The organism is Arthrobacter sp. USHLN218 (assembly GCF_037144715.1).
Classification (GTDB): Bacteria; Actinomycetota; Actinomycetes; order Actinomycetales; family Micrococcaceae; genus Crystallibacter.
In genome coordinates, this window is sequence record NZ_JBBCYT010000030.1 from 1 (window position 1) to 272 (window position 272).

The window sequence follows — 272 nt, forward strand, 5'->3', positions numbered from 1 at the left end:
GACGCGGCCGGCGAGGTCGCGGGCGTAGAAGGCCTGCTTGTAGGTTTCGGGGCGGCCGACGGCCTCGATCACGACGTCGGCGCCGTTGCCGCCGGTCAGCGCCTGGATGGCGTCGACCGGGTCGGTCTGGCGGGAGTTGACGCCGTGGGTGGCGCCGAGCTGTTTGGCCATGTCGATCTTGTTGTCATCGATGTCGACGGCGATGATCGTGGTCGCTCCGGCGAGTTTGGCGCCGGCGATGGCGGCGATGCCGACGCCGCCGCAGCCGATCA

1 protein-coding gene is annotated in these 272 nt (G+C 70.2%); it reads right to left on the minus strand.

What is annotated here, in order from left to right:
• Positions 1-272 (minus strand): zinc-binding dehydrogenase (locus tag WFH44_RS21380; protein ID WP_336716663.1); only part of this gene is annotated, 272 nt, incomplete at both ends.